This is a genomic window from Meiothermus taiwanensis WR-220 (assembly GCF_003568585.1).
GTDB lineage: Bacteria > Deinococcota > Deinococci > Deinococcales > Thermaceae > Meiothermus > Meiothermus taiwanensis.
The window spans coordinates 1962135-1984987 of record NZ_CP021130.1; the positions used below are offsets into that span (position 1 = coordinate 1962135).

20 protein-coding genes are annotated in these 22853 nt (G+C 63.0%); 1 reads left to right on the plus strand and 19 read right to left on the minus strand.

Annotation, left to right across the window (positions count from 1 at the left end; all coding sequences use genetic code 11):
• Positions 1–18: 18 nt before the first annotated feature.
• From MTAI_RS09635 to MTAI_RS09715, 17 genes are all read right to left on the minus strand, one after another.
• Positions 19–3963, minus strand: a complete 3945-nt coding sequence (locus MTAI_RS09635) for a GAF domain-containing protein (protein ID WP_187388535.1) — start codon at positions 3961–3963, stop codon at positions 19–21.
• 172 nt (positions 3964–4135) lie between these two features.
• Positions 4136–5284: an aminotransferase-like domain-containing protein gene (locus MTAI_RS09640; RefSeq protein WP_245453109.1), complete on the minus strand. Its 1149-nt coding sequence runs from the start codon at positions 5282–5284 to the stop codon at positions 4136–4138.
• A gap of 28 nt (positions 5285–5312) precedes the next feature.
• The gene (locus MTAI_RS09645) at positions 5313–6050 is read right to left on the minus strand and encodes an amino acid ABC transporter ATP-binding protein (RefSeq protein WP_043983168.1); all 738 of its coding nucleotides are present in this window, start codon (positions 6048–6050) and stop codon (positions 5313–5315) included.
• The gene (speB, locus tag MTAI_RS09650) at positions 6047–6994 is read right to left on the minus strand and encodes an agmatinase (protein ID WP_043983174.1); all 948 of its coding nucleotides are present in this window, start codon (positions 6992–6994) and stop codon (positions 6047–6049) included. The genes MTAI_RS09645 and speB overlap by 4 nt, the downstream gene beginning before the upstream one ends.
• Before the next feature lie 11 nt (positions 6995–7005).
• The gene (locus MTAI_RS09655) at positions 7006–7566 is read right to left on the minus strand and encodes a helix-turn-helix domain-containing protein (protein WP_043983166.1); all 561 of its coding nucleotides are present in this window, start codon (positions 7564–7566) and stop codon (positions 7006–7008) included.
• A gap of 1 nt (position 7567) precedes the next feature.
• A complete protein-coding gene (locus MTAI_RS09660) occupies positions 7568–8218 on the minus strand; it encodes an amino acid ABC transporter permease (protein WP_027888152.1) in 651 nt (216 codons plus the stop codon).
• 21 nt (positions 8219–8239) lie between these two features.
• Positions 8240–8983, minus strand: coding sequence for a basic amino acid ABC transporter substrate-binding protein (locus MTAI_RS09665; protein ID WP_027888153.1), 744 nt, complete (start codon positions 8981–8983; stop codon positions 8240–8242).
• Between the two features lie 324 nt (positions 8984–9307).
• A complete protein-coding gene (locus tag MTAI_RS09670) occupies positions 9308–9739 on the minus strand; it encodes a hypothetical protein (RefSeq protein WP_027888154.1) in 432 nt (143 codons plus the stop codon).
• The gene (locus MTAI_RS09675; protein WP_081698399.1) at positions 9736–10935 is read right to left on the minus strand and encodes a type II secretion system F family protein; all 1200 of its coding nucleotides are present in this window, start codon (positions 10933–10935) and stop codon (positions 9736–9738) included. The genes MTAI_RS09670 and MTAI_RS09675 overlap by 4 nt, the downstream gene beginning before the upstream one ends.
• Positions 10936–12579, minus strand: a complete 1644-nt coding sequence (locus MTAI_RS09680; protein WP_027888156.1) for a GspE/PulE family protein — start codon at positions 12577–12579, stop codon at positions 10936–10938.
• Entirely contained in the window at positions 12557–13732 is a 1176-nt protein-coding gene (locus MTAI_RS09685; RefSeq protein WP_027888157.1) for a hypothetical protein, read from the minus strand. The genes MTAI_RS09680 and MTAI_RS09685 overlap by 23 nt, the downstream gene beginning before the upstream one ends.
• A gap of 2 nt (positions 13733–13734) precedes the next feature.
• Entirely contained in the window at positions 13735–14223 is a 489-nt protein-coding gene (locus tag MTAI_RS09690) for a hypothetical protein (protein WP_027888158.1), read from the minus strand.
• A gap of 11 nt (positions 14224–14234) precedes the next feature.
• A complete protein-coding gene (locus MTAI_RS09695) occupies positions 14235–14564 on the minus strand; it encodes a prepilin-type N-terminal cleavage/methylation domain-containing protein (RefSeq protein ID WP_081698400.1) in 330 nt (109 codons plus the stop codon).
• The gene (locus tag MTAI_RS09700) at positions 14561–15034 is read right to left on the minus strand and encodes a hypothetical protein (protein ID WP_043983163.1); all 474 of its coding nucleotides are present in this window, start codon (positions 15032–15034) and stop codon (positions 14561–14563) included. The genes MTAI_RS09695 and MTAI_RS09700 overlap by 4 nt, the downstream gene beginning before the upstream one ends.
• Complete coding sequence (locus MTAI_RS09705; RefSeq protein ID WP_027888160.1) at positions 15021–15416, minus strand: type II secretion system protein; 396 nt, start codon at positions 15414–15416, stop codon at positions 15021–15023. Before MTAI_RS09705 ends, MTAI_RS09700 begins: the two co-directional genes overlap by 14 nt.
• A gap of 363 nt (positions 15417–15779) precedes the next feature.
• On the minus strand, positions 15780–17933 hold the full coding sequence (locus MTAI_RS09710; protein WP_027888161.1) for an APC family permease: 2154 nt from the start codon (positions 17931–17933) through the stop codon (positions 15780–15782).
• A 94-nt stretch (positions 17934–18027) separates the two neighbouring features.
• Complete coding sequence (locus MTAI_RS09715; RefSeq protein WP_027888162.1) at positions 18028–18687, minus strand: response regulator transcription factor; 660 nt, start codon at positions 18685–18687, stop codon at positions 18028–18030.
• A 503-nt stretch (positions 18688–19190) separates the two neighbouring features.
• On the opposite strand from MTAI_RS09715, the gene MTAI_RS15100 reads away from it, so the two are divergent.
• Complete coding sequence (locus tag MTAI_RS15100) at positions 19191–20204, plus strand: hypothetical protein (protein WP_198525971.1); 1014 nt, start codon at positions 19191–19193, stop codon at positions 20202–20204.
• 60 nt (positions 20205–20264) lie between these two features.
• On the opposite strand, the gene MTAI_RS09725 is transcribed toward MTAI_RS15100, so the two are convergent.
• Together MTAI_RS09725 and MTAI_RS09730 are read right to left on the minus strand one after the other, a co-directional pair.
• Entirely contained in the window at positions 20265–21470 is a 1206-nt protein-coding gene (locus tag MTAI_RS09725; protein ID WP_027888961.1) for an acyltransferase family protein, read from the minus strand.
• 54 nt (positions 21471–21524) lie between these two features.
• Positions 21525–22757 (minus strand): polysaccharide deacetylase family protein, encoded by a 1233-nt coding sequence (locus MTAI_RS09730; RefSeq protein ID WP_036197640.1) that lies wholly within the window; start codon positions 22755–22757, stop codon positions 21525–21527.
• Between the last annotated feature and the right edge of the window lie 96 nt (positions 22758–22853).

Below are 22853 nucleotides of genomic sequence, written 5' to 3' on the forward strand. Positions count from 1 at the left end.
GAAACCCCCGCCGCGGCCCTAGGCCCTTCCCAACCGCCGGAGGAAGATCCGGCACAGGTTTGGATCGAAGTGCCGCCCGGCCTGGGCTGCAATATCGGCCAGGGCCTCTTCGGGGCTCCAGGCCCGCTTGTAGGGTCGCTGAGAAGTAAGCGCGTCGTACACGTCGGCCAGGGCGAAGATACGGGCCAGCAAGGGGATGGCCTCCCCGGCCAGTCCGTCGGGATAGCCTGAACCATCCCAGCGCTCGTGGTGGTGGCGAATGACCGCTAGGGTGGCCGGGGGTAGGAAGCCCATGCGCCGGGCCATCTGCTCACCCAGAACGGTGTGGGTCTTCATCTGCTCCCACTCCTCGGGTTCGAGCTTTCCTGGCTTCTTGAGGATTCCATCGGGGATGGCCAGCTTGCCCAGGTCGTGCAGATAAGCCCCCCAGCGCAGATGCGTAAGGTCTGGCTCGCTCAGGCCCATCTCCTCGGCCAGCTCCAGGGCCAGCCGCGTTACCCGCTCGGTGTGCCCGGCGGTCTCGAGGTCGCGGTACTCCAGTGCCAGGCCCAGCGCCTTAAGGGCCTCTTCGCGGGTGGTACGAAGCTGTTGCAGGTTTTCGGCTTTCTCAAGGGCGTTGGCCAGGCGGCGGGCTGCGAAATTGAGCAAGGGCAGGGGGTCTTCCAGGTAGGCCGCACGGAAATCCAGCAGGCTCAACACCCCCACCGTCTGCTCGGAAAAGCGCACTGGGGTGTAAGCGGCGCACTTAAGCCCCATAGCCACCGAAGCGGCCAGGGCCCGGGGGTGATCCGGGTAATGTGGAACATATAAGGCTTCCCCGGTCAGCAACACCTGGCCCCGCAGCCCATGACCGGGCGGGTATGTCTGCTGCCAGGCTTGCTGGAGCCAGTCCTCCGAGGGCTCTCCCGCCACCATCAAAAGCCGCAGGCCTTCCGGAGCAACCTCATGAAAACAGGCCACCTGGAAGCCGCTGATGCGGTACAGGGCCTCCAGGGCTTCCTCCAAAATCTCCTTGGGAGCCTCCAATCCCTCCAGCCGGGCTGAAAGCTCAGCCAGAACCCGGAAGCGCCGGGCCTCCATCCGGGCCTGGTGCAGCGCGTCCAGGCGGGCCATGGCCGCCCCGGTGGCCTCGGCCAGGGCCACCAGAAAGTGCCGATCCTCGGGGAACAGCACGCCGCCTTGCTCAGCGGTATCGGCGGATAGCACCCCCAGAATTCGCCCCTGCGCATCGCGCAGCGGAACCCCCAGGTAGGCCGCCCGGCTGGGCTTTCCAGAAAAGAAAATGGCCTGGGATGTTTGCGAGGCGTCCTCGAAGTAAAGGGGCTTCTCCTCTTCAAACACCCGCCAGGACAAGCCCATTCCCCGTTCCATCCGCCGTCCCCGCGCGACCTCGGCCAGGTAGCCCGCCGCCGCCACCACTTCCAGATAGTCCCCGTTCTCACGGTACAGCGAGAGCAGGGCGGTGGTGGCCCGGGTCTCCCGCAGCACGGCCTCCACAGCGATCTGAATCACCTCCTGGCTGTTCTGGGCCGGGCGCAGCAGGCTGTGCACCCGGGCGGTGGCCTCGAGGCGGGCGCGGTTCTCCTGTTGCCCCAGCTCCAGCGCAGCCCGCTGGGCGTAGGCCAGTACAATTTCCCGTCGCAGGTCGCGTTCGTCCTCGGGTAGCGGGGCGTCGTGCATGGCCACCAGGATGCCCAGCACCCGCCCGCCCTCACCGCGCAGAGGAACCCCAAGGTAGGCCTCCGCCCCCATTTCGGCAGCCAGCCGATCCTCCGGAAAACAGGCCGTGACCCCCCGCGGGTACTCACAGAAATTGCCAGCAAAAACATCGGCGCATGGGGTGCCTGGCAGGTCGTACTCAAAGGAGGCCCCGCCATAGACCGCTACCGCCAGGGCCCGCTCGGGCGTGATCAGTCGGTCGATAAAAGCCCAGCGCACCCCCAGGCTCTCCCCCAGGGCCCGCACCAGCGCCTCGAGGTCGCCCGGGGGCACCTGGGCCAGCCGCTCCAGCGCCCGGCGCACCCGCTGCTCGGCCACAGCCAGCCGGTGCCGCTCCAGTCCCCCCGCCAGCATCCCGGCCAGGCGCTCGAGCAGCGTTACTTCGAAGCTTGCAAAAAACTTACCCCGGCTGCCCGGCTCGGCGTAGGCCACCCCAAAATTGCCCACCGCTACACCCAGAACGCTCTGCACGCCATATAGCCTGAGGCCCGAAGCCTCCACCGGGGCGGGCTCCACTGGCGGCGAGGCCACATCCTCTATCACCAGGGGCCTCTGTTGCCGGTAGATCCAGCCTGTCCAGCCCCCAGCCTCCGGGTCAAGGCGGGCTTCAAAAAAGGAGGCCGCTTCGGCGCCCACCCCGGCCACCCCCAGCAACCGCCAGGGCCGCCGCCCCTCCGGGTGGGCCCAGATGGCCGCCCGGCCACCCCCCACCACCTGTGCCATAAGCTGGGCGAAGCCCTGGATTAGGCTCTCAGGGGCCGGTTCTTGTGCAACCAGCAAGGCCCCTTCCAGCATCAGGCGGGCTTCCAGGTTGTGCTGTGCGCGCTGCAACGCGGTGGCGCCGGCCTGGGCCAGCGCCTCCACCAGCCGGGCCTCCTGCGGGGTGTAGGGAAGGGTTGAGCGGAAAACTATCAGCACGCCCAGGGCCTCCCCATGGGATCCCGGCAGGGGGGTGACGACCTCGCTGCCGACAAGAGGGGTCGGAAACTCCGGGGGGGTGTAGACCCGGGGATCTTTCGTTGTGTCCGCTACCACCTGGGTGCCCTGGCGAAGAGCCGCCCAGGAGAGCCCCTGATCGGGCGGGATTCGCAGGCCAAGCGACCCAGCCATGGCCCCGCTGGCGGCCGCCACCCGCAGCACACCCTGTTCCAGGAGCAGCACCGCGGCCCACTCCGAAGGCAGCAGCTCCAGGGCAAGCGCCCCCAGGCGCCGGGCGGCCTCTTCGGGGTTGGCGGCCTCACCCAGGGCCTCGAGCGCCCGCAGCAGCACCTCCTGCTCTCGAGCCCGCTGGAACAGGGCCTCGCGGTTTTGCTCGTGCAGCAAGGCCAGCGATAGCTGCGCCGCAAAGGACTGCGCCAGGGGCCTGGCCGCATCGGGATCGCCCAGGCCGTACAGCCCCACAAACCCCAGTGTGGTGCCATCGGGCTTCAGAGGCAGTATGAGGGCATTCTTGAACGGAGCCAGCGCCAAAAGCCAGCCGGACATCCCCTGACCGGGAATTTCAGGCAGCAGGGCTGGCTCTCCGCTGCGCCAGGCCTGGTGGTAGAACCCCTCCCCCAGGGGCGCAAGCTGGCCCACCAGGGGCTCGAGCGCCCCCCCCACCGCCGCCACCAGGCGGTGTCCTTCCTTTTCCACCAGAGAAACCGCTACCGCCTGCGCCTTGAGGAGCCCCTGGGCCGCCTCGGCCCCAATCCGGGCCACCTCGAGCAGGCTTTTTTCCTCCAGCATAGCCCGATCCAGTTGGTGCAGGGCCTCAAGCAGCCGCTGCCGGCGGACGAGTTCCTCCTCTGCGCGGGCCCGCTCGAGCAGCAGTCCAAACAGGGGCAGTACCTCCTCGAGGGCCCGGGCCACCGGGGGTGGCCGCTCGGCAAAGAGCAGGGCCAGCGTCCCAAGCAACTCCCCACCGCCATGCAGCGGAGCCAGTATCAACCCCTGGTACCCCAGCGCCCCCCAGCCTGCGCTGGCTGGGCCGGTGGCCTCCTCGGGCAGGCGGTAGACCAGCACATGGCCAGCGGCCAGGGCCTCGGCTTCTTGTGGGGTTAGATGGGCCTCCTCCGGCGGCTCGACCCCCACCGCAGCCAGCAGGCTCAGCCCGTTTTCACGCAGCCGCAACCAGGCCCCGCAGGCATCCAGGGTCTGAACCAGGGCGCTGAGGCCCCGCCGGGCCAGGGACTGGGGGTCTCCCCCCGGCCTCAGGGCCTGGCCCAGCGCCCCCAGCAGTCTTTCGAGTATGCCCGAACTCACTGTAGTTTGCTCCACGAAATACCGGAACCGATTCGAGTTGCTGCTACCTCATGAAAAACTATAGCTGGCTGAATGTTGAGCCGATGGTGATTTGCACCAGCCTTACCTTAATGGTGGATTCAGCACAAAATCATCCAGGCGGCTGGCGCAAACCACACCTGGGCCTGGAAAGCTATACGCCGGCCGCTTCCCCTGGGTACCCTTGCAGGGCCCGCGCCAATCGGTGCACCCCCTCGACCAGCTCGGGGGGTTCGTAGTAAGCAAAACAGAGCCTGAGCGCATGGGCCAGGCGGCCCTGGCTGGAGAAGCGGTGGCCGGGTTGAAAGCGCACCCCGGTCTGCAGGGCCCGTTCCAGCAAAGCCTGGCTGTTGATGGCGGGGTCTAGCTCGAGCCAGACAAAATAGCCCCCCTCCGGCCGGTAGCGGGGCCGGAGGCCGTTTTGGGACAGGGCCTCCAGCAGCACCTCCAGGCGACCCCGGTAGGTGTGGCGAAGCTTTTGCAGGTGCCGTTCCTGCCAGCCCAGCTCCAGGGCGCTGCGCACGATGCTCGAGGTAAAGGGGTTAAGCCCGCCCCCACTCGCCACCACGCCGTTCTGAGCAAGCCTTTGCAGCAGCCGGGGCGCGGCCTGAATCCAGCCCAGGCGCAAACCGGGGGCCAGGATTTTGGAGAACGAACCCAGGCTGAGCACCGACCCGGTGTCCAGGTAGCGGGCCAGGGAGGGGGGCGGGGCCTCCCGGTAGCTCAGGAGCTGGTAGACCTCATCGGCCACGATCAGGAAGCCGTGTTGCTGGCTGAGCTCCACCAGCCGCTCCCGCCGCTCCTGGCTCAGGGTCGTTCCGGTGGGGTTCTGGAAGGTGGGGATGGTGTAGAGCAGCGCCACCTGGTGCTGGCGCAGGGCGGCCTCCAGCGCCTCCACGTCCAACCCCTGCCCGTCGGTGGGAATGGGAACGACCTGTAGGTGGTGATCCTGGAAGATGCCCAGCGATAGAAAGTAGGTAGGCTCCTCGACCAAAACCACCTGGCCGGGCCGGGTGAAGGTGGTGCAGATCAGATCCAGGGCTTGCGATACCCCGGCGGTGACCAGCAGGGTCTCGGGCTCTACGGCAAAACCATAGTACGGGCCCAGAAAGCGGGCCAGATCGGCCCGGAAGCGTGCGTCCCCCAGCTCCGCGCCGTACTGCAAAATCGAGGGATCGCCCTGGGACAGGCGGTGCTGAGCTGCCTGGCGGAGTTCCTCGAGCGGGAGGAGTTCCAGGCTGGGATGCCCCACCCCCAGGTCGATCACCCCTTCCGGGATGCGGGTCTGGGTCACATCGAGCATAGGCTTTGCTATATCTGGCATAAGGTTCTTAGTGGTGCAAGACCCGCTGCAAAAAGCTGCGGGTGCGCTCGTGGGTGGGGTTCTGGAAGATCACCTCGGGTGGGGCCTGCTCGAGGATCCGTCCCTGGTCCATCACCACCACCCGATCGGCCACCTCCTTGGCGAAGCCCATCTCGTGGGTCACCACCAGCATGGTCATGCCGCCCCGGGCCAGGTCGCGCATCACGTCCAGCACCTCCCCCACCATCTCCGGGTCCAGCGCGCTGGTGGGCTCGTCGAAGAGCATGATCCTGGGCTCCATGGCCAGGGCCCGGGCGATGGCCACCCGCTGCTGCTGCCCGCCGGAGAGCTGTCCGGGGTGCTTGTGGGCCTGGTCGGCGATGCCCACCCGCTCCAGCAGCTCCACCGCCTTCTGCTCGGCCTTGGCCCGGGGCCAGCCGCGCACCTTTTGCGGGGCCAGGGCCACGTTCTGCAGAACAGTCATGTGGGGAAACAGGTTAAACTGCTGGAAGACCATCCCCACCTCGCGTCGCACCGCCTCGAGGTTCCGGGCCGAGCTCAGGGAGATGCCGTCTACGATCACCTCGCCCTGCTGGAAGTCCTCCAGGCGGTTGATGCAGCGGATTAGGGTGGACTTGCCCGAACCCGAGGGTCCCACGATCACCACCTTCTCTCCGGCTGCGACCTCGAGGTTCACCTCCCGCAGCACCTGCAGCTTACCGAACCATTTGTTAAGGCCGCGGATCTGGATGATGGCCTCACTCATCGGCCCTCCTTCTTGCGCAAAGCCAGCAGCGAGATGAGTTCGTAGATCAGGTTACCCCCCAGATAAGCGGTGATCTCCCCGGGGTCGAGGGCGGGGAGCACCTCGACCACGTCGGCGGCCTTGAAGTTCAGGCCTTTGAGCCCCCGCACCAGTCTCAGGATTTCCCGGCTGGTGAAGCCGTCCACCTCGGGGGTGCCGGTTCCGGGGGCATAGGCCGGATCCACCGCGTCGATGTCGATGCTGATAAAGCACGGGGCCGGGCCCACCCGGCGGTGGATGCGCTCGAGGGCGGCCTCGAGGCCCATCGCCTGCAGCTCGTACATGGTGATGAGCTCGTAGCCCAGGTCACGGGTGCCCTGGTAATCCTCGGGGCCGTAGTTGGAGCCCCGGATCCCGACCTGGATGGATCGGTGCGGGTCTACCAGGCCCTCCTCCACCGCGCGGCGAAAGGGGGTGCCGTGGTTGTATTTGCGCCCGAAGTACTGATCCAGGGTGTCCAGGTGCGCATCGATATGCACCAGGGCCAGCGGGCCGTGCACCTTGGCCAGGCCGCGCAGCTCGCCCAGGGTGATGGAGTGATCCCCCCCCATGGCGATGGGCGTGACCCCGGCCCGGGCAATCTTCTCGAACTCGGCCTCGATGCGGGCGTAGGTGTCCTCGATGTAGCCGGGCACCACCGGCACGTCGCCGTAGTCCACCCCGGAAAGGTAGTCGAAGATCTTCACATCCCAGTAGGGGTTCCAGGGCCTGAGCATGATCGAGACCCGGCGGATGCCCTCGGGGCCAAAGCGGGCCCCGGGCCGGTGGGTGGTGGCATCGTCCCAGGGGATGCCCAGCACCACAAAATCTACGTTCTCGAGGGTACGAAGATGAGGCAAGCGCATGAAGGTGCGCACCCCGGCAAAGCGGGGGGACTCGAGGGAGTCGGCGGGTTGGTATTTCACGTTTTCCTCCGCTAAGGGGCCGGGCTCAGCACCCACAGCACCACCGCCCGGCTTTTGCCCGGATTGCGCCAGGTGTGGGGCTCCTTCCCGGAAAAGGTCAGGCTGTCGCCCGGGTATAAGGTGTAGCAGGTCTCACCCACGGTGAACTCCAGGCTGCCCTCCAGCACCGTGACCACGTCGGTGTCGGTGGGGAAGCTGTAGGGCTCTTTTCCTCCGTGCCCACCCGGCTCGATCTCGGTGCGCAAGAGCATCAGCTCTCCGCGGAGGCCTCGAGAAAGGATGAAGTCGCGCACCCCCCAGCCGCCAAAGTTGGCGCTGGGGGCCTCTTCGGAGCGCACCAGGTTGGTGCTGGGCGGGTCGAAAAGCGCCCCTGGCTGGATGTCCAGCGCCGCGCAGACCTTCAGAAGCGAGGCCACCGAGGCTGCGGTGGCGTTGCGCTCGAGGCGGCTGATAAAGGATTTATCCAGCCCGCTGCGCTGGGCCACCTGTTCCAGCGTGAGGCCTTTGGCCAGGCGGGCCGCGCGCAGCCGCGGGCCGATGGGCACAGAAGGCGGGGGATCGCTGCGGGGCATCTTAGCGAACCTGCCAGCGGCGCTCGAGCTGCCGCGCCACAAAGCTCAGTACCAGGGTCATAACCAGATAGATCAGCGAGACCGCCAGGTACATCTCAAAGGGTTTGAAGGTACGGGCCGAGATCAGCTGGCCTGCGCGGGTCAGCTCCACCACCGCAATCGCCGAGAGCAGCGAGGAGTTTTTGAGCAGGGTGATCCCCTCGTTGACCAGCGGGGGGATCACCCGGGTAAAAGCCTGGGGCAGGATGATGTAGCGCAGGGTTTGGGTGGGACTGAAACCCAGGGAAAGCGCAGCCTCGCGCTGGCCCTTGGGGATGCTCTGGATGCCTGCCCGCAGGATTTCGGCCACATAGGCGCTGGAGTTGATGCTGAAGGCGATCACCCCCGCCACAAACTCGTTGATCTGCTGCTGGGTGAGCTGGGGAATTCCGAAGAAAATCAGGAAAATTTGCACCAGCAGCGGGGTGCCGCGCAGCAGCTCGATGTAGCCCAGGGTCAGCCCTGAAAGCCAGCGGATTGGCGACATGCGGGCCAGCGCCACCAGGGTGCCCAGGAGGATTCCAAACAGCAGCGAGAGGGCGGTGATGCGCAGCGTTACCCAGGCCCCCTGAAGCAAGAACGGCAGGCTTTCACGAATCAGGCCAAAATCCATAAGGAAGGCTCAAACCATTCTCTACTTGAACCACTTGGCTGCCAGCTCGTCCATCTTGCCGTTCTTTTCCAGCTTCTCGATGGCCGCGTCAATAGCCCGACGCAGATCGCTGCACTCTTTGCGCAGGGCCAGCCCGGTGTCTACTTGGTTGAGCTCAGCCACAACCTTAAGATCGGGGTACTGCTTGAGGAAGGCCCGGCCCACAAAGCGGTGCACAATGAGGGCATCGGCCTGACGGGTGTTCAGGGCCAGGGCTGCATCGGTGTAGAGGTTGTAGGACTTGACCTCAGCCCCTTTCACACCGCTGGCGATTTTCTCCTGGGCACTGCCGATCTGCACGGCTACTTTTTTGCCCGCCAGATCCTCGAGCTTGCTGATCCCAGTGGTCTCTTTACGGGTAATGATCACGTTGGGGCCGGAGATATAGGGCCGGGAGAAATCCACCGACTTCTTACGCTCCTCGGTGATGGTGAGCCCAGCGGCGATCAGGTCTATTTTTTTGGAGAGCAGCGCAGGGATCAGACCGTCGAAGCTCTGGCCAATGAAGTTGACTTTGACGCCCAGCTCCGCTCCGATGAGGTTCAGTAGATCCACGTCGAAGCCAATGATCTTATTGTTCTTGTCGAGCGATTCAAACGGCGGGTAGTCGGGGCTGGTACCCACTTTTAAACCGTTGGCTTTAACGTTGGCCAAGCAGCTCTGGGCCAGAACCCCCGAAGCCCCCAACAGCCCCATCAAAACCATCACAACGATCCCTTTGCGCATAGTTTCCTCCTAACTCACACCGCATCACTGCAATGACGGTGGGAGCAGTTTAGCATTCATTTGACCTACGAGCAATATTTATTGCCTTTCATGCAACAACACCCCAGGTAAGCTGTTTTCACGATATCACCGCATAATGCGCATTCCAGCAATATCAAGCCTCAACGATACCACTCGGTCGGGTTGGTTCACCGCCTTAGCGCCAAACCAACCGAATCTGGCATAAAAACCTCGTCGGCAATCGAAGGGCTGGGCCATTCATGCACCCCAGGCCCACCAGGGTGTAGGCTTCCCGTCAAGTTACAGCAAATCTGCACCTTACCGTTACCTCTGCACCTCCACCCCAACCAGAATTTCCAACTGCAACTCCTGGGCCGATTGCACCGTAGGGATAAGGCTATACCGTTCTACCCACAGGGCATACGGCGGACGTTCCATGCTTTTCAAGAATTGAAACACGGAGGCAAAGCCTCCTTCCAGCACCAGTCTAGCCATGGCATCCTGGGGCTCCATGCGCACCAGCCTAAGGTTCTGCTGCTCCGCCTGGCGCACCAGCCAGGCGTAGACCTGGGGCAAGGCCTCTGGCTTAACAGGCGGCCTGCTCGTAGCCTGGGGTGGTGTGAAGGTGTCCAGCTCACGCTGCAGCTGGCTTACCTGATTCTGCAAGACCCGCATCCGCTCATAGCTGCCATGCAACCACAGCAAGACCAGCCCCAAAAGCAGGCCGGGAAATAGCCAGAGTAAGCTCGTTCTCATCGCATTCTGATTACACGGGATAGATCAAACAGTGGAAGGTATAGGGCTAAGGCTACCACCAGAACCACCACCCCAAGGATGAGGGTTAGCACCGGCTCGATACTGCTGGAAAGGCGCTTGAGACTGTAGTCCACCTCCCGCTCGAGGTGAAAGGCAATCTCGTTGAGCATCCCCTCGAGCCGCCCCGCCTCCTCCCCCACCAAAACCATTCTGACAAAAAGCGGGAGGAAAAAGGGCTCGCGGGCCAGTCCGGTAGCCAAGGCTTCCCCGCGCTGAACGGATTGCTCTACCCGGAGAATGGCCTCCGCCAGGGCGGCGTTGCCCACCACTTTACGGCTTGCCTCGAGGGCCTCGGTAATCCGAATCCCCCCAGCGTATAGGGTGGCCAGGGTACGGGCAAAGCGGGCCAGCCCGGCCTTGAGTAGAATCGAACCCATCAGGGGTATGCGCAACAACCAGCCATCCAGCCGCACGGCACCCTCCGGGGTGCGCCAGTACAACCTCAACCCGTATCCCAGCAGCAGGCCGATCAACAACAGCCACCAACCGTGCTGACGGAAAAAGGCCGAACTGCTGAGCAGAAACTGGGTGGGCCCAGGCAGCGCCACCCCTGTTTCGCGGTATAGCTGGGCAAAGACCGGGATCACAAACACCAGCAGCACCGCCACTACCACCCCCAGTACCCCCAGCACAAAGCCGGGATAAAACAGCGCGGTGCGGGTTTTCTCTTGCAGTTCGTAGCTTTTGTCGAGATACTCCGCTAAGCGTTGCAGCACCACTTCCAGGCTACCGCCCAACTCCCCGGCGGCCACCAGGTGGCGCATGAGGGGCGGAAACACCTGAGGGTAATCCTCCATGGCACGGGCCAATCCCTGCCCGGCCTCAATCCGTTCTCGCAGCCCTCGCAGGGCCTCGCGCAAGGAAGGGCTGCCCGCTTGCAGGCTCAGGGTGTGCAGGGCCTGCACAAGCGGCACCCCAGCCCGCACCATGGTAGCGAGCTGTTCGGTCAGAATAACCAGCTCTGGCAACGGCACCTTGCGCAAAGGCCGTTGAGGGGCCTGCGTAAGCCGCAGTGGGAAAAGCCCCATGGCCCGTATCCGCGTGCGGGCCTCCCGCAAAGAGGCTGCTTCCACAACCCCCCGGTAGATCTCTCTACCCTCGGCATCGGTGGCTTCGTAGGTGAAGCGCAGACCCATTCACACCTCCCACCAGCCCAGGGCCCGCAAAACCTCGGAGGTGGTGGTGCGCCCATCGCGCACCGCCACCAGTGCCTTGGCCCAGAGATCTTTATGCTGGCTGGCGGCCGCCCGCGCCTGTAGCTCGGCCAGCGATCCCCCCGAGGCAATCAGGTGGCGTGCTTCCTGATCCAGGCGGTAGATCTCGTAGAGCCCCATCCGGCCAGAAAACCCGGTACCGCGACAGTAGGCGCAGCCTTGACCACGGTATTCATGCACCGGTGCAGCCTCCCCCCAGAGCAGGCGGGCCTCGGGAGGCGTCTGGCAAGCCTCGGCGCACTGCGGACAGACCTGACGCACCAGCCGCTGCGCCACCACCCCCAGCAGGGTCGCACCCACCAGATAAGGCTCAGCCCCCATCTCCAGCAGCCGGATGGGGGTGGATAGGGCATCGTTGGCGTGCAAAGTAGCCAGCACCAGGTGCCCGGTAAGGGCAGCCCGTAGTGCCGTGTCAATGGTCGTGCGGTCGCGAATCTCTCCCACCAGGATGACATCTGGATCCTGCCGCAGCACCGAGCGCAGTACTTCCCCAAAGTCCAGGTCGATCTTGGGTTGTACAGGAATCTGGCTGATTCCCTCGAGGGGCACCTCAACCGGATCCTCGATGGTCAGAAAACACTTCTCCGGAGTGTACAGGTGTTGCATGGCTGCGTACAGGGTGGTGGTCTTGCCGCTGCCGGTGGGGCCGGTGACCAGCAGAATACCGCTGGTGGAACGCAGCAGCCCTTCAAAGCGCTGCAAGTCCTCCGGTAGCATCCCCAGATCGGCCAACCCCCGCCGCACCGCATCGGGGTAGATAATGCGCACCGTCAGGCGTTCACCAAAAAGCGTGCCCACGCTGGCCACGCGCAGTTCATGGCGGCGATTGCCGAATGTGTAGGTAAAGTGCCCATCCTGCGGCCGCCGCTTTTCTGCAATATCCATACCAGCCAGCACCTTGAAGCGGGCCACCAGGGGGGCCTCCAACCCCTTATCCAGCCTGTGGATCTCCTGCAAAACCCCATCCACCCGGATACGCACCCGGACATAGCTTTCCTGGGGCTCCAGGTGCAGATCACTGGCCCGCGCACCCAAGGCCTTGCGCACCAACTCATCGGCCAGCTCGATCGCTGGCGCCTGCTCGATGGTTAGATCGGGGCCTGGTCGAGCCTCCATTGGCACGGAATCGAGGGACTGCTGGGGTTGCAACAAATCGTCCAGCGTCTGCAAAATTTCCCGGTCAGAGGCTAGATAAGGCACGATCTCCTTGCCGGTACGAAAGCGCAGCTCATCCAGCAAAGCCAGGTCGGAGGGGTGGGCCATCGCCACGTGCAGGCGAGTCCCATCCAGCCGCAGAGGCAACACCCGCTTCTCCCGAGCAAAACGCCGATCCAAAAGGTTCAAGGCTTCCGGCTGTATGTCGACCGCCCTAAGGCCAATCAACGGCGCTCGCTGTTGATCGGCCAAAACCTGGTACAGCTCGGATTCGCGTATCCAGCCCTTCTGCAACAACACCTGGCCCAATGGTTCCTGCCGCCTTTGCTGCTCCTCCAGGGCCATGGAAAGCTGCTCCGGCGTGAGCTTTCCCAGCCTAACCAGCAGCTCACCGAGCTTGAGTTTCTCCAAGTTGCACCTCCCAGGTGTAAAGACCGGCTCGAGCCCCCCCCTTTTCTTCCAGGAGCACCAGCCGGCCGCCCAGGGCCTGGGCCAGCTCGAGGGGGGCATAGGGGCTCAGGGCCTCTCCTTGCAAGCGTATCTGTTCACGGCTGGCCTCAAAACGTGTAAACCAGAGGCGATCCGGACGCGCCGATATGCTACCGAGCAGACCCTCCAGACCCACCCCCTGGGGTGTTTCGGTTTTCGGCACAACCACCACAGCCTGCTCAGACTTGAGCTGGTTGTACAGCCGCTCGAGTCGTCGCACATTGGTTTGTAAGTAGGTATGGGCCAGCAGGCCCATGGTAGCAACAACCGCGCTTACCAGTAAAATAACCTGTATCTGTCGCGGCAGACCCTCCCCAACGCGCTGCGGCCTATGCCTGAGGTTCAGGTAGGGCTCTCCAGTCAGAGCGTACTCCGGCATGACCTTATCCAGGCGATACACCTGCTCCACCGGTAAACCAGGCGGGGGGTCGAAGGCCTCCGGCAGACCCACCAGCCAGGCTTCTTCTATCGCCCCCACACCTCCAAACAGCCCTACAGACCGCACCACTTCATCGGCAAGGGCCGGGGAGGCTTGATCAACCGGTAGGCTCAGATAGCGAAAGCCTACCAATCCGCCATCCTCGAAGTAGGCAATGGTGTGGCTTAGGTTTTCTAAAACAATGAAGCGGCGGGCCTTACTCAGGCTGCGTATCTGTCGCCAGAAAAAAAGGGGAAGAGGCTCCAGAGCCTTTAGCCGTAGGCTGCGACTCAACAACTCGGTAACCTTCTCGGACATCGCCGCATACAGCAGCCGGGTTTTACGCTCTTCAAAACCCAGTGGTAGGTGTGCAACCGTTAGCGACTCTCCCTCCAGCAGGGGGCTGCGCTCAGCCTCCGCCAGCACCGCCTCGTCCAGGGGGAAGCCAGGTAGATTGGGAAACAATCCGGTGCGCAACAAAGCCAGCTCTGGCCCCACGGCCAAGTAGTCCAGATTGCGTACGACCTTCAGCAACGACGGAAGCTTGTGTAATTGGAAACGCCCCTCACCATCCAGGAGACCATCCAGGGTGAAGCGGGATAGCCGACGCTTATCCCATATCAACAGGTGCTCGCGGGTAAGGAAAGCCAGGCGCATAATCAACGAAGCGAGATCACCGGAGGTGCAAAAGCCTGATCCTGGCCATTCTGCCGCAGGGTCAGCACCCCACCCACAACGCTCCAGCTTGATGGGCAAGCATCAAACAGACCCACCCGGCGTAACGCGGGGTCGCTACAGAAACGCGCCAGGGGGAGGCTGGTATCCTCCAGAAGGCGTACCGGCACCCCCAATGCAACCGCACAACTACCTGCCCAAGCCTGGCGAAAAAGCTGGCTGCTCTGGAGCCGGTACATAACACATCCTCCGGCCACAGCAAGGCGCAATTCGCCGCTCGCAAGGCTACCAACCTGCAATGCCTCGCGCATATCGCGCCCCAGCCGAGCCCGGAGTTCATCGTAGGCCACCTCGGTGCTCAAGCGCAAACGGGCCTCTCTAGAAGTCTCGCCGCCATAGAACAGCAAAGTACTAGCAGCCAGGGCCAAAAAACCCGCTAAAGCCAGTACCACTGCCAGTTCAATCAGGCGCATATGGCCTCATTCTAGGGGTTGGTCACGCGAATCCGGGTCAGATGGTGCGGCCCCGAACGCAGGGTGGTTACGGTGCGGGTGTAACCCAGCCCGTTCTGCACGATACTTTCACGACAGACTGCAAAGGTACGGTCGCCCAGAAAGACAGAGCTGTAACTAGGACAGGCCGCAATGGTAGCAGCGGAAGCCTCCAGAAGGGTCTCTAATGCAGCCCCGGTTTGCAGATCCGGCTCCTGGCTGCTCTGCAAAACCTGCGACACCGCCAGCACCCCTGTAGCAGCCACACCTATCAGCAGCAGGGCCACCACCACCTCCAGCAAGCTGAATGCCCGATGGTTCACGGATCCACCATCCTCTGTTCGACCATCCCATCTGTGGCGTTGTACACCCACCGCAGCCGCCGGGTTATTCCACCCCGCTCCTCCCCCACGGCATCGATCGTCCAGCGCACCTTACCACCCGCCAGGCTGCGCGTAGCACTGCAAGCAGAACCTCCCAGGCTGCCGGTGCTAAAACAGTACCGGCCCACATAATCCGGGCTGCTAGGGGTACAGGGGCTGGAAGTGCGGCAGATCAGAATCGGCTGAGCGGCAAAAAGCGGCACCAGCGGGCTGAGGCGGATGTGGGCAATGGCCTGCTCCACACCACCCTCTGCCAGGTAGAGGGCCTGCAAAGCCTGGGTTTCTGAGGTTTTGCGGGTGGCGTTCTTCCAGGTAAGCAAACCCAACGGTACAAGAAGTAGCCCCAGCAAAACCAGGGCTACTGCAAGGCTGATCAGGATGTAGCCTTTGCTAGGCTTAGTTGATACCATTGCGTACGCAACGGATGGCAGTCGTAGCGTTGGTAACCAGCGTTGTGCAGGTGTCGTCGCTGTAGAGCAGGGCTACCCGTTCGCCCGTGGTGGCCACGGCGTTGTTGTTATCGTAGTCCATGTAGGCGCTGCCGCCATTGAACTTCAGCTGGGTAGGGGCATCCAAATTGGTCGATAGCTGCGTCCAGTTGGGCGGGTTGCCACCATTCCGAGCAAGATAAATCGCGTAAGCCGAACGGATACTGGATAAGGTTGCCTCGCGTTGGGCCTGGCGGGCCTGGGCGGTCATGTCGATGTAACGAGGCACCGCCACGGCTGCCAGAACACCAATAATCACGATAACGATGGCCAGCTCAATCAGGGTAAAACCATTCGCACGCATAAACTACCTCACTCTCGCTTTTCTGCACCGGATGGCAGAAAGACCTTATATACATTCTGGAGCGCCTCAAGAAAACAGGTGTGATATTTGACCGTAACCATGAGTTCTCCTACCAGATTCGGTTAGCTCGTCACCGAATGGTGGCGCACTAACCCGACCGAAGTTATCCGCGTAGCGGAGGGCGATACCGCCCCTTGGAAGGGATACGCTTTCTTCGCCGAGCGTAGCGAGGGGTGCGCTCTAGGATTCAAAAAGATAACCCCTGGAGGTCTTTGCCTTGCATGACGATCTTTTTGAATGCGGTATGACTGTGCATGGCAGCGAAGGATTCAAGCAAAATGGCATGAAACCGTAAAGCCAAGCTCAGCCCCCCACGTGCACCACGGGCCTGCGCTGTGGGTCGGGCTCAGCTTTGCGCAGCACCTCGTGGGTTAGGCTGGGCACATCGCCCTCGCCGTAGAGGATGAAGTCGAGGGCTGAGGGCAAAAGGGGGCGCTCGCTCCATTCGAAGTAGACATGCGGGAGCTTGCCGGTGGTATCCCGTATATACAGAAGCAAGGCCGCAATGGCGTTGGGAATGGAGGTACCCTGCACCCGCAGCACCCGGTGCTCGCCCACCTCCACACCGTGCACATAAAGGGTGTCGGAAAAGTCGGAGGCATCGGGGACGGAGACCTCGAGAAAAGCCACCGGATCACGGGTGGGTAGGTGGGTGCGCCGATGCATCCGTTCCCGCTTTTGCGTGTACTCGAAAGGGCTGCCAGAGTCGCGGTGGTTGGCAACCAGGCGGATCTCACCCAGGGCCAGCTGCCGGATAATCGCCTGGGCCTCGAGGTCGGCCTGAACCCGCTCAACGCGTAGCTCAGTCGAACGGAAGACGCGCGAGATCAGCGAAACCACCACAATCGCAGCGACGAAAAAAGCGGCTATCACCAGGCCATCGAGGTCGGACAGCACCGTCACAGTGGCGGTGTAAATAAAGACGGCCGTAACCAGACCAAAACCCAGCGCAGCCCAAAGCTGGCGCTTGGCAAAGGCCGAGAGCATCACCGCGAAGGCCGCCGAGGTCATCAAGGCCAGCACCCCGGTGGCGTAGGCCCCAGCCTGGGCATTTACGTCGGCCCGAAAGATCAGGGTAACCAACACACAGACCCCGGTGAAGATGAGCACCAGCGGGCGTACCGCCCGGGCCCAGTCGGGGGCCATACCATACCGGGGAAGATACCGCGGGGTAATGTTGAGCAGTCCAGCCATGGCGCTCGCACCTGCAAACCACAAAATCAGGATAGTGGAGAGGTCGTAGAAGCTGCCAAACCACTCACCCAGGTTTTGGTGGGCCAGGAAGGCCAGGGCCCGCCCATTGGCTGCACCACCCTCCTTGGTAACCTGCACCAGCCGCCCGCCTGGGGTGGGGGTGACCGTCACCACGAGGTGTATGGTGCCCTGGTTCCCCTCAAGCTGAATCTGCTCCGTAAATCTTCCCGTGCGCTCGGGTACGTGGTAGGTGTACAGGTCACCATTGCCCAGCGGCACATCGATGGTGCGAGCCTGGCCGCGCAGCTCACGCTGGGCGGTGGTCTCGGGCCAGAATTCGCTGGGTGGAATGAGCAGGGTGGTCACCAGCGAGCTGCTGAGCAGCAACACGCTCATAATTAGGGCCGCCGTGGTGAGCAGTTTGCGTGAATTGGCAATTCGTCCCACGGGGTACTGGGGCGAATCGTCGGGCCGACCCCGCACCAGCGGCATTACCACCACCCCGGTCTCAAAGCCGGAGAGGCCCAGGGCCAGCTTAGGAAAAACCACCAGGGCAGCCACCACCACAGCAGCAGGGGTGGCGTAGTCGAGGGCGATGCGCCCTGTCCACTCGGCCAGAAGGCCAGGGTTCTGTGCGATCAGGCTGAGCCCTTGACCAATCACCACCAGGTTTAGGCCGATGTAGGTTACCACCAGCAGCACCGCGATGCCGATGGCCTCCTTAAAGCCGCGCAGGAAAACCGCACCCAAGAGGCCCAACAACAGGAGCGTCAGGCCCAGCTGGTTGCTCAGCCAGTCCGGTGCGAGGGGGTTCTCAACAATGTGTTTGGCCGCGTCCGCCGCCGAGAGGGTGATGGTGATAACAAAGCCGGTCGCTACAAAACCAATCAGGGTCAGTACCACAAACTTGCCCCTCCAGCCCTTGAGCAACCGCTCGAGCATCGAGATCGAACCGTCACCGTGAGGACTTTCCCCGGCAACCCGGCGGTACATGGGAAGGGCTCCAAACAAGGTGAGCGACACCAACACCAGGGTGGCAATGGGCGAGAGCGCCCCCGCCGCCAGCGCTGCAATGCCGGGCTGGTAGCCCAGGGTGGAGAAGTAGTCCACCCCGGTCAGGCACATCACCCGCCACCAGGGGTGGCTCGAGTGGGCAGCGGCCGGTTGCTCATAGTAACCCTCGGAGGGTTTGGGAGCCCCCTCGAGCAGCCAGTGTTGCAAGCGACTGAAAATAGGGCGGGCCGGATGTCGCTTAACCGACATACATCGCTACCATTCTGGTTTGTACTGCACGTTGTAAAATGCCCTTATCCGTTTGCGCAAACCACCCATCCTGCCTCAGGGCTTTCAATACCGCTCACTCTCCCAAGCGATATCCTACACCTCGCACCGTCTCAATGACATCCTCACCAAGGCGCTTGCGGAGGTTTTTGACATACACATCTATGAGGTTGGAGTCGGCCTCGAAGCCCGGCCCCCAGATGCGCTCGAGTATCTCCTCGCGGGTAAAGACCCGGCCCTTGTTGAGCGCCAGCAGTTCCAGAACCAGGTATTCCTTTGCGGTAAGGCGCACCAGCTCACCTTGCCGTCGTACCTGGCGGTGCTCCAGGGCCAGTTCGACCTGGGAGGAAATTTGCAAAACCTGCGGCTTGATCTCCCCGCGCCGCCCCAGGGCCCTAAGGCGGGCTACCAACTCGGCCAGGGCAAAGGGCTTGGGCAGGTAGTCGTCGCCCCACTCGAGGCCCCGCACCCGGTCGGTTAGGGCCTCGCGGGCGGTGAGGAAAAGAATGGGCTGATGAAAGCCCGACTCGCGCAGGGCCTGGGCCAGCTCAAAGCCAGCCTCCGGCCCCTCGGGCAGCATCACATCCAACAAAAGCAGGTCGAAGGGCTGCTCCCAGACCAGGGCCTCAGCTTCAGACCTCGAGGCAGCCAGGGTAACCTGGAAGCCCTGCACCGAGAGGCTTTCCTTCAGGGTGGATCCCAGGCTGGGCTCATCTTCGACGATTAACAAGCGCACACCTAAGCTTATCTCGGCCCCTGGATGATCGACTAGCGGGCACATTCTTGCAATGCTAATGCCATCCGCTGAAAGCCAGGTGAAGCGCATGACCCGGCCTCTACCCGGCGGTGCCAAAAATTAAGCTGCGGTGGGTGAAGCCGCAGCTTGGGGGGAGGTAAGGCACAGAGCAATGGTCTGTGCAGGTTTATGCTGCCTTTCCCAGGTGAAACCAGAATGAAACCGCATCTCCCCTCTGCACGGCAGTGCCAGATTCGGTTAGCCTGCCGCCCGACCGAAGGGATGTGCTTTCTTCGCCGAGCGCTAGGATGCAAAAAGATAGCCTCTGCCTTGCTTGGTAGTAGAGTGAGATTATCCCAGACAGGGGTTGAAGGGGAGGCCGTTTTCAACGCAGATTGCGTTGTGTGAAAACAAACAAACCTCCCCTCTCAAGTCTGGCATGCCCGATAGAAGGATGCAAGCTGTACGGGAAAACCGGACAAGGCAATCTCAAGGTACGCAAAGTGTACAGCGCAGAAAAGATACGATACCTGCGTTGCAAGAGCTGCGGGCAGGAGTTCAGCGAAAGGAAGGGCACGGCCCTCTGGAACTGTAAACTGCCCGAATCCAAGGCCGTAGCGGTCGCAGAGCAACTGAGCGAGGGCAGCAGTCAGGCCGCCACCGCTCGCCTGCTCAAGGTGAGCCGGGAGAGCGTGCGCAGACTGGAACGCTGCCTGGGTCGGCACGGGCGGCTGTTTCATGACCAGCAGGTGCAGGGCCTGGTGTGCAGCAGCCTGCAGGCCGACGAGCGGCACGGGTACGCCGGGAGCAAGAACCGGCCCTGCTGGGAGGCGGAGCTGCTCGAACCCAAAAGCCGCCTGATCGTGGAGCGGGTGCAGGGCGAGCGCAACGAGGATCTGGCCCGCCGCCTTCTGCGCGGGGGGAAGGCCCGGCTGAGAGACTTCCAGGATCTGGCCTTCTTCAGCGATGGCTGGGAATGCTACGCCACCCTGTTCCCGCAAGTCTTCGGAACCCCCTACCAGCCCAAGCGGCGAGGGGCTCGCGGCAGGAGGCCGCGAGAGCGCTATCGCCTGACCCGCCGACAGGCCCATGTCCAGGTGCTCAAACGGCGTGAGGGCCGGCGGGTGGTGGAGGTCAGACTGCGCATGGCCCATGGCAGTCGCAAGCGCATTGACCTGGAGTTAGAGCGTCTGGGCTACACCACCCCTAACACCTCTGCCATTGAGCGGCTCAACGCCACGGCCCGGCGTATGGACGCCTTCTCCGTGCGCAAGACCCTGGCCTTTGCCCGCAGGCCTGAGTCCCGGGAGCACCGCGGTGACTGGCGGATGACGGTCTACAACTTTGCCCGCCCCCACCGCTCCCTCCGACTTCCCCTACCAGAGCCCATCGGCAGGCGGCGCTACCAGCCTTGTTCTCCGGCTATGGCAGCAGGTCTCACGGAACGCATTTGGACGATCCGAGAAATCCTTCTTCATCAGGTTTTCCCCAGGCCTGTCAGAGATAATCTCACCTAACTACCCCTTGCTTTGGCGACGATCTTTTTGCATCCGGTATGAGATTGACACCCCGGGGCTCTAAACCCTGAGAAAAATCTTTCGGGCGTAAAACCACCATAACACCAGCCACCAGGCCAGGATGTAGAGCAGTGTGTACGTCCACCCCCCCACCACCACCCCGCTGTGAGCCACGTGCCAGTTGAGCCAGGCCTGTTGCAGGCTAACCTGCACCCCGTTCAGTGAGACCGTCCAGCTCTGCAACACCCAGACCTTGAATAAAATTGGCAGGACATAGGCCAGCAGCGCATTCGACCCGAACACCAAGAGCGGAAAGGCTAACCACTTCTGTCTACCAAGATCGAGCAACACATAAAACACCCCGATCAAAAGCGTCGCCAGCCCAGCGCTGAACAGAATGTAGGGCGGTGTCCAGAAAGTTTTGGAGAAGGGTAGCTCGAGGCTCCAGCCATACCCCAGCCCGGTCATCGCGCTGCCCAGCAGGAGGAGCTGGAACAACAGACGGCAAGCAGCCAGGCCTTCCTGGGGGCCGCAGGCCAAGGCGGCAGGGCCCGGTCGTTCGACTTCCACCGGGTTCTTTCGCCAGGCTCTTAGCATCTGGGCCACCATCGCCCCCAGCAAGGCCAGCGCCGCCGTGGGGATGGTCGAAAGCAAGCCACGCAGACCGAGGGGCTCGAGGTAGGTCTTATTCAGGTGCAGCAACAGGTTGCGGTCTTCCTCAAAGATGCCTGGCCCTGCACCGGGGATGGGCACAAAACGGATGGCTGCCCAGTAGCCCACCAGGAGCACCGCTGCGACTGCGAGCAGAAAGGCGGGCCGGGGGGAGATCAGGTAAATAAGCACGGCCAGGCAGTAGGCCAGCGCGATGAGCTGCAAGACCCCCAGCGCGAAAACCGGGGTGCGGGCCAGGGCACTGGTCAGGAAGAGGCCCAGCAAAAAAATCAGGCTCGTGCGCCTGAGGATGCGAAGCAGCCTGCGCCACAACGAAAGCTTCTGTTTATCGAAGCTCGTGATCGCATATGGGATGGCCGCCCCCATGCAGAACAAAAACCACGGGAACACCAGATCGGCCAGCGTCACCCCCCCAAACGGGGCGTGCACGAGCTGGTCAGGTGTGGACTCCTGAAGCGCGAGGTTGTTCACCAAAAGCATCAAGAAAACCGTCAAACCCCGCAGCCCGTCCAAAGCCAGCAGCCGTTCCCCAGCCACCGCCGCTTTGTTGTTGGATTCCAGCGCTGTGGTGGTGCCCGCTCGGGCTACCATCATCGCCCCTTTCCCGCGTCCTACCCGCCTTTGCTCATCCACTGGAATACCCCTACCCTACCTCCGATCTACTCCCTGCACCAGCCCACCCACCGTGCCAAGCCGGTAACCCTGCTGCCCTGCCAAAGCCAGAAAGTGCGGCAGCACCGCGATGGTCTGGAGCACGTTATCGTGCAGCAGCACGATACCACCGGGGCGCAGCCGCCGCAGCAGCCGGGCCTCGAGGGGGCCCTGCCCGATGTTATCGAAGTCGCCAGGATTGTCCGTCCAGAAGACCAGGGTCATGTTCAGTCGTCGCATCACCTCGAGCACCGTGGGCGAGAAACGGCCTCCGGGTGGGCGAAAGTAGACGATGGGCTTACCGGTAATGGCCTGCAGCACCTGATTGGCCTGGACGATCTCGGCAGTCACACTGGCCTCGTCAAGCCCGTTGAGGCGGACATGGTGGTAGGTGTGGTTGGCGACCTCGTGACCCTGCTGCACCATATCCCGTACGAAGTAGGGGTAGGCCTCGGCGTTGCGGCCAATGCAGAAGAAGGTGGCCCGCACACCCGCCCGGCGCAGGGTATCGAGGAGCAGCGGCTCGAACAGGGGGTGGGGCGCATCGTCGAAGGTCAGGGCCACCACACGCTGCCTGGGATCGCCGTGAAAAAGGCGGTTACCAACCACCCCACCCTGCTGGCTGGCCGCGGTCTGCTCGAGCTGCTGGGCGCGGAGCTGGGCCCGGGTGCCCTGGAACTGAGGGGTGAGCTCGAGCTCATCGGTCACGGGCGCGGGCGGGCCATAAAAGGCATCCTGCGGCTTGATCCAGAGGTGGTCAAACTGCAAAAAGTTGCTCAGACTTAAGCGCAAAAACTCGTTGAGCCTGGCCCGCGGAACCGAAGCGGTAAAACGGGGCAGGGGGCCCCCAAAACCCGCGTACTCCCTGCGGCTGTAAATTGAGATATCCACATAGCTCAGGGAAGGCCGGGCTGCAAAGGTCTCAGCGACTACCCGCTGGGCCTTGGTGAGCATGAAGCTAGGGGTGGTGGAAGCCTCCGGAATCAACACCAGGGCCTCAGCGGCCTCCACGAAGCCGTTGGAGGCCCAGGCAATCCGCTCCACGAAGCGGATGGGTGGGTTGAGAACGATCTGGGGTAGCGTGGGAGCCGGCCGCTGACCGGGTGCCAGCGGCTGCATCTCGCTGGGCGGAATGGCCTGCACTGGAGGGAGCGGCGCCTGGTTGGTCGGCTGGGCCAGCGCCAGTCCCAATGCCCATGGTAGCAAGCATATCCAAGTCCAAGGCCTCATACCTTCTAGCATCACCCGCCAGATGAAGGGGGTCTGAAACAATCGAGGCCCCTGCTAAGCAGCACAAATGTCCTTCATCTCAGATTCACCCCTGCG

Coding starts and splice junctions, on each gene's coding strand:
- MTAI_RS09640 (WP_245453109.1), bottom strand. CDS start 5,284: ATGCTCGATGTGACCCAGACCCGCATCCCGGAAGGGGTGATCGACCTG.
- MTAI_RS09645 (WP_043983168.1), bottom strand. CDS start 6,050: ATGAGTGAGGCCATCATCCAGATCCGCGGCCTTAACAAATGGTTCGGT.
- MTAI_RS09655 (WP_043983166.1), bottom strand. CDS start 7,566: ATGCCCCGCAGCGATCCCCCGCCTTCTGTGCCCATCGGCCCGCGGCTG.
- MTAI_RS09660 (WP_027888152.1), bottom strand. CDS start 8,218: ATGGATTTTGGCCTGATTCGTGAAAGCCTGCCGTTCTTGCTTCAGGGG.
- MTAI_RS09665 (WP_027888153.1), bottom strand. CDS start 8,983: ATGCGCAAAGGGATCGTTGTGATGGTTTTGATGGGGCTGTTGGGGGCT.
- MTAI_RS09670 (WP_027888154.1), bottom strand. CDS start 9,739: ATGAGAACGAGCTTACTCTGGCTATTTCCCGGCCTGCTTTTGGGGCTG.
- MTAI_RS09675 (WP_081698399.1), bottom strand. CDS start 10,935: ATGGGTCTGCGCTTCACCTACGAAGCCACCGATGCCGAGGGTAGAGAG.
- MTAI_RS09685 (WP_027888157.1), bottom strand. CDS start 13,732: ATGCGCCTGGCTTTCCTTACCCGCGAGCACCTGTTGATATGGGATAAG.
- MTAI_RS09690 (WP_027888158.1), bottom strand. CDS start 14,223: ATGCGCCTGATTGAACTGGCAGTGGTACTGGCTTTAGCGGGTTTTTTG.
- MTAI_RS09700 (WP_043983163.1), bottom strand. CDS start 15,034: ATGGTATCAACTAAGCCTAGCAAAGGCTACATCCTGATCAGCCTTGCA.
- MTAI_RS09705 (WP_027888160.1), bottom strand. CDS start 15,416: ATGCGTGCGAATGGTTTTACCCTGATTGAGCTGGCCATCGTTATCGTG.
- MTAI_RS09710 (WP_027888161.1), bottom strand. CDS start 17,933: ATGTCGGTTAAGCGACATCCGGCCCGCCCTATTTTCAGTCGCTTGCAA.
- MTAI_RS09725 (WP_027888961.1), bottom strand. CDS start 21,470: ATGATGGTAGCCCGAGCGGGCACCACCACAGCGCTGGAATCCAACAAC.
- MTAI_RS09730 (WP_036197640.1), bottom strand. CDS start 22,757: ATGAGGCCTTGGACTTGGATATGCTTGCTACCATGGGCATTGGGACTG.